General features: G+C 65.2%; 6 protein-coding genes. 2 read left to right on the forward strand and 4 right to left on the reverse strand.

The window, feature by feature from the left end:
- Window positions 1-107 precede the first annotated feature (107 nt).
- The gene (locus ACTICP_RS15795; RefSeq protein ID WP_029153956.1) at window positions 108-419 is read left to right on the forward strand and encodes a hypothetical protein; all 312 of its coding nucleotides are present in this window, start codon (window positions 108-110) and stop codon (window positions 417-419) included.
- 228 nt (window positions 420-647) lie between these two features.
- On the opposite strand, the gene ACTICP_RS15800 is transcribed toward ACTICP_RS15795, so the two are convergent.
- The 4 genes from ACTICP_RS15800 to cmtR are packed head-to-tail and all read right to left on the reverse strand — an operon-like array spanning window position 648 to window position 4,067.
- Window positions 648-1,181, reverse strand: a complete 534-nt coding sequence (locus tag ACTICP_RS15800) for a signal peptidase II (RefSeq protein ID WP_029264099.1) — start codon at window positions 1,179-1,181, stop codon at window positions 648-650.
- Window positions 1,178-1,786: a cadmium resistance transporter gene (locus ACTICP_RS15805; RefSeq protein WP_036275918.1), complete on the reverse strand. Its 609-nt coding sequence runs from the start codon at window positions 1,784-1,786 to the stop codon at window positions 1,178-1,180. The genes ACTICP_RS15800 and ACTICP_RS15805 overlap by 4 nt, the downstream gene beginning before the upstream one ends.
- Complete coding sequence (locus ACTICP_RS15810) at window positions 1,786-3,711, reverse strand: heavy metal translocating P-type ATPase (RefSeq protein WP_441893991.1); 1,926 nt, start codon at window positions 3,709-3,711, stop codon at window positions 1,786-1,788. Before ACTICP_RS15810 ends, ACTICP_RS15805 begins: the two co-directional genes overlap by 1 nt.
- The gene (cmtR, locus tag ACTICP_RS15815; protein WP_036275916.1) at window positions 3,708-4,067 is read right to left on the reverse strand and encodes a Cd(II)/Pb(II)-sensing metalloregulatory transcriptional regulator CmtR; all 360 of its coding nucleotides are present in this window, start codon (window positions 4,065-4,067) and stop codon (window positions 3,708-3,710) included. Before cmtR ends, ACTICP_RS15810 begins: the two co-directional genes overlap by 4 nt.
- A gap of 327 nt (window positions 4,068-4,394) precedes the next feature.
- On the opposite strand from cmtR, the gene ACTICP_RS15820 reads away from it, so the two are divergent.
- The coding region (locus ACTICP_RS15820) for a GntR family transcriptional regulator (protein ID WP_441893994.1) at window positions 4,395-4,586 on the forward strand (192 nt) is incomplete at its 3' end.

Here is a 4,586-nt window from a genome sequence, read left to right on the forward strand (position 1 = left end):
GGCGTGTCGCGCGCTTGATGGTCCTCGTCGGCCTGGTCGCCAGAAACGATCGTTTTCGGTGGTAGCCCGGGCACGACATCAACAGCGAAGTCGAGGATGATTGAGTCGTGGAGATTGAGCTGCTTTATATCGCCGGTTGCCCCAGCTGGGTTGAGGCTGGCCGTCGTGTTTCTGAGGCGCTACGAGAAACAGGCCACGACGAATCGGAGGTTCACTACCGACTCATCCGGACGGAGGAGGACGCGGGCGCAGTCTCGTTCGCGGGCTCCCCCACGATCACCCTGGATGGCAACGATCTCTTTCCGGGGTCGGGGCGAAGCAATGACCTCGCCTGCCGTATTTACAGCACCCCTGCTGGGCTGGCCGGGATGCCAACGGTTGAACAGATTCGAGAGGCGCTCTCCGCTCATGGCGACTGACGAGGACGTTGCGTGCACGTGCTGCGGGCGACATCTGCCACGCAAGAAGCTGCACGCACTCGGAGACGATCGCGCTTTCATCTGTCGACGATGCGGCTGGTGGGTGGCTCTGCGCCTACATCGCGGCCGCCCGCCTGCCTAAGCGTGAACTCACTCAACGGCTGCCCACGGCGATCGCGCCGATGTAGAGGGCGAGTTGATGGGTGTCCCACCACCGCACAACGGATCTCACTCGGTGCTCTCATCCCCGGCGCGGATCATGAAAACTGCTCCGGTGATCGCTGCGGCGAAGATTACGATGTCGGCGATGTTGCCGATGAACCAGTTTCCGTAGGCGAGGAAGTCCACGACGTGACCACGGGCGAATCCGGGGTCACGGAAAAGGCGGTCGCCTGCGTGTGAGGCGGAAGCGCCGCCGAGCGCGCCGATGACGATCGCCCATCTCACGCGTTGCACTCGGAACGCGAACACGATCGCTGTGACCGTGGCGGCGACAGCGAGCAGCGCGAACACCCAGGTGAAGCCTTCCCCGAAGGAGAATGCCGCTCCGGGGTTATAGGCGAGCTGCAAACCCAGCAGGTCACCGATCAGCGGGATGCGCTCACGGTCGGTGAGGGTCGCTTCGGCCCACACCTTGGTTCCCTGATCGATCAGCACGACGACCACGGCGATCAAGAGCGCTCCACCAGTGAGCTGCCGCCGCCGGGTCGACGACAGCTTGCGCGCAGCGGGCGGATGAGCCTCTGACTGGGAGGAGGTCATGCGAGCACCTCGATCAGACGGACGATGACCCCAGATTCGATCAGGATGAACAGGCCCAGGCCGATGAACACGGCCGGTACGAGCCAGTGCTCGACGCGCTCCAGCCCCTCGGTAACAGCCTTGTTGGTGCCGATCAGCCGGCCGGCCGCGCACCAGACCGCGACGAGGATCAGGAATACGACGATCATGATCGCGACGTCGCTGGGGGCGCTGGTGCGGAAGATCGGCGTGTAGAGGGAGATGTTGTCGGCCCCGTTGGCGATCGTGATCCCTGCGACGCCCCATAGTCCGACCGCGGTGATCTTGGAGTCGTCATCATCGTCATCGCTGTTACGGCGCAGGCCGCGAATGAGCGTCCAGATGCCGATGCCGAGCGGGATCAGACCCAGGAAACCGACCCATTCGTCCGGAACGATGGTGAGACCGAGAGCGGCGATCACGCTGATCACGACGAGGGTGATGAACCCGAGATACTGGCCCGCGACGATCTGCCACGGCCGGGGCTTCCCTCGACTGGAAGCCAGGAACAGCACGGTGAGCACGACAATGTCGTCGATGTTGGTTGCCGCGAACAGGCCGATCGCTGAACCGATAGTTGCGAGCATCAGCTTTCCAGTCGTGGCGTGCGGGTGCGTGCGGCGCGCAGACCGTTGAGGATCACGATGACCTCCGCGACCTCGTGGACCAGGACGACGGCCGCGAGCCCCAGGACGCCGAAGAGCGCGAGCGGGAGCAGTGCAGTGATGATCAGCAGCGACAGGATGATGTTCTGGTTGATGATCCGTCGACCGCGGCGGGCGTGATCGAACGCTCGCGGGATGAGGCGCAGATCATGGCCGGTGAAGGCCACGTCGGCGGATTCGATTGCCGCGTCGGAGCCGGTGGCGCCCATCGCGATACCGATGTCTGCGCCAGCGAGGGCCGGTGCGTCGTTGATTCCGTCGCCGATCATCGCGACCGGCCCCGCCTTTGACAGCTCGCCGATCGCGGTTGCCTTATCCTCGGGACGCAGTTCCGCGCGCACGTTGCTGATCCCGGCCTGCGCGGCCAGTGCACGAGCGGTGCGGGCGTTGTCTCCGGTGAGCATCGTCACGCCGACGCCTTGGTTGGTGAGCGTCCGGACTACCTCGGGGACTTCAGGGCGCAGTTCGTCGCGGACGCCGATCGCGGCGACGGGGGTTCCGTCGCGGTGGACGATCACGACGGTCATGCCCTGCTCCTCCAACTCCGCGACCTGCTTCCCGAGGTCGCCCGCGTCCAGCCAGCGAGGACTGCCGACGGTGATTCTCGATCCGCCGACAGTGCCGTCGATGCCGTGCCCGGCCTGCTCGGTCACATCTGCAGCTGCCGGTGTGCCCGGGGCCGCGGCGGTGATCGCAGAGGCAAGGGGATGCGTGCTGTGCTGCTCCAGTGCGGCCGCCCAGGCCAGCGCCTGTGTCTCGGTCACGCCGTTCGCAGTGAGCACCGCGGTGACCGCAGGTTCGTTGCGGGTGAGGGTGCCGGTCTTGTCGACCGCGACGTGGCGGACCGTGCCGAAGCGCTCGAAGACGGCGCCGGACTTGATGATCACGCCGAACTTGCTTGCTGCGCCGATCGCGGCGACGACCGTCAGCGGCACCGAGATCGCCAGCGCACACGGAGAAGCGGCGACCAGCACGACAAGCGCGCGGGTGATCCACACCTCTGGATGGCCCAGCAGCGACCCGATGATCGCGACGAGCGCTGCGAGGATCAGAACGCCGGGTACGAGCGGGCGGGCGATCCTGTCCGCGAGACGTGCACGCTCGCCCTTCTCGGTCTGCGCCTTCTCGACCAGCTCCACGATCGTGGTGAGCGAGTTGTCGGTGCCCGCAGCGGTCGTTTCGACCTCCAGCGCGCCGGCGCTGTTGATCGCACCGGCCGACACCGCATCGCCGGGCTCGACCTCGACGGGGATCGACTCCCCGGTGATCGCCGAGGTGTCCAGGCTGGAGCGGCCAGAACGGACGATCCCGTCGGTTGCGATCCGCTCGCCGGGACGGACCACCATGACCTGGCCGACCGTCAGCTCTCTCGCGGGCACCTGCGCAGAGACGCCGTTCTGCAGCACGGTCGCTGTCTCCGGCACGAGCTTCAGCAGCGCCCTCAGCCCGCCCCGGGCACGGTCCATCGCCTTGTCCTCGAGCGCCTCAGCAATCGAGTACAAGAACGCCAGAGCTGCAGCCTCCTCCACGTAGCCGAGGATGACCGCGCCGATCGCGCTGATCGTCATCAGCAGCCCGATACCGAGCTTGCCCTTGAACAGTTTCCGGATCGCGCCGGGCGTGAACGTCGACGCACCGAGGAGCAGACCGGCCCAGAACAACACCAGCGCCGGGGTCTCGAGGCCGGACCATTCAAGGATCAGACCGGCCAGGAATGCGACACCGGAGAAGACCGGCACCATGATCCCACGGTCCCTCCACCAGGGCCGCACCACCTCTTCGGTCTCATCCTCCGCCGCAGTGGCAGGCTGGGCAGGCTCGTGCTCGCAGCCACACGCCGCGCTCACGCGTCCGCCCCCGTCCCACAGCAGCCAGCCACCGTGCACGCAGAGTCCACGCACGGCGCGTGCTCATCGACCGCCAGCGTCACGTCCACGAGCGCGACGAGCGCAGCCGTAAGATGCGGGTCGGCGATCTCGTAACGAGTCTGGCGACCCTCCGGCTCGGCAACGACAATCCCGCAGTCACGCAGGCAGGTGAGATGGTTCGACACGTTCGAACGCGTCAGCTCCAGCTCACGAGAGAGCACAGCCGGGTAGCTCGGTCCACCGAGCAGAGACATTAGGATTCGGGAACGCGTGGGATCGGCCATGGCCCGGCCGAGCCGGTTCATGACATCGAGGCGTGAGGAAATAGTCAGCACACACTGAACTATACAGTGATTGATGACCTATTGGAACGGCTTCACCCCAGGCGCGACATCTCTGGGGCCTGGGTGTAAGTACATCCGGCTCACACCCCACCGAATACGCCTACCGAAACCCGCTTACGGCGCACGTTTCTGGCATTCGATCTGGTGTGCCTTCACTCACCGCGCCGCAAACGATCGTTTTCGGCAGGTCCACTCCCACAACCTGTGCCCAGGCTGGCTCAGGCCGCGCCGTAAAAACACCCCGCCATTCTCTTGTTGTCTTTTGTAGAGTATGCGACTAGTATCTATGTTGTATTCAGAAACAAGGGGGGGGCAAGCGTGACCGAATCTGGTGCCGCTAGCCATGCATCCGCGTCCGAGGTTGCCTACCACCATTTGCGTGCCCAGATCTTGGATGGCGCGTTACTTGGGGGAAGCATGATCAGCGAGGGGATGGTGGCCAACGAGCTTGGTATGAGTCGCACTCCGGTGCGTGAGGCGTTCCTGCGACTGCAGGGCGAGGGGTGGTTG

It is taken from the genome of Microbacterium sp. (assembly GCF_052102115.1).
Classification (GTDB): domain Bacteria; phylum Actinomycetota; class Actinomycetes; order Actinomycetales; family Microbacteriaceae; genus Microbacterium.

Coding starts and splice junctions, on each gene's coding strand:
- ACTICP_RS15805 (WP_036275918.1), bottom strand. CDS start 1,786: ATGCTCGCAACTATCGGTTCAGCGATCGGCCTGTTCGCGGCAACCAAC.
- ACTICP_RS15800 (WP_029264099.1), bottom strand. CDS start 1,181: ATGACCTCCTCCCAGTCAGAGGCTCATCCGCCCGCTGCGCGCAAGCTG.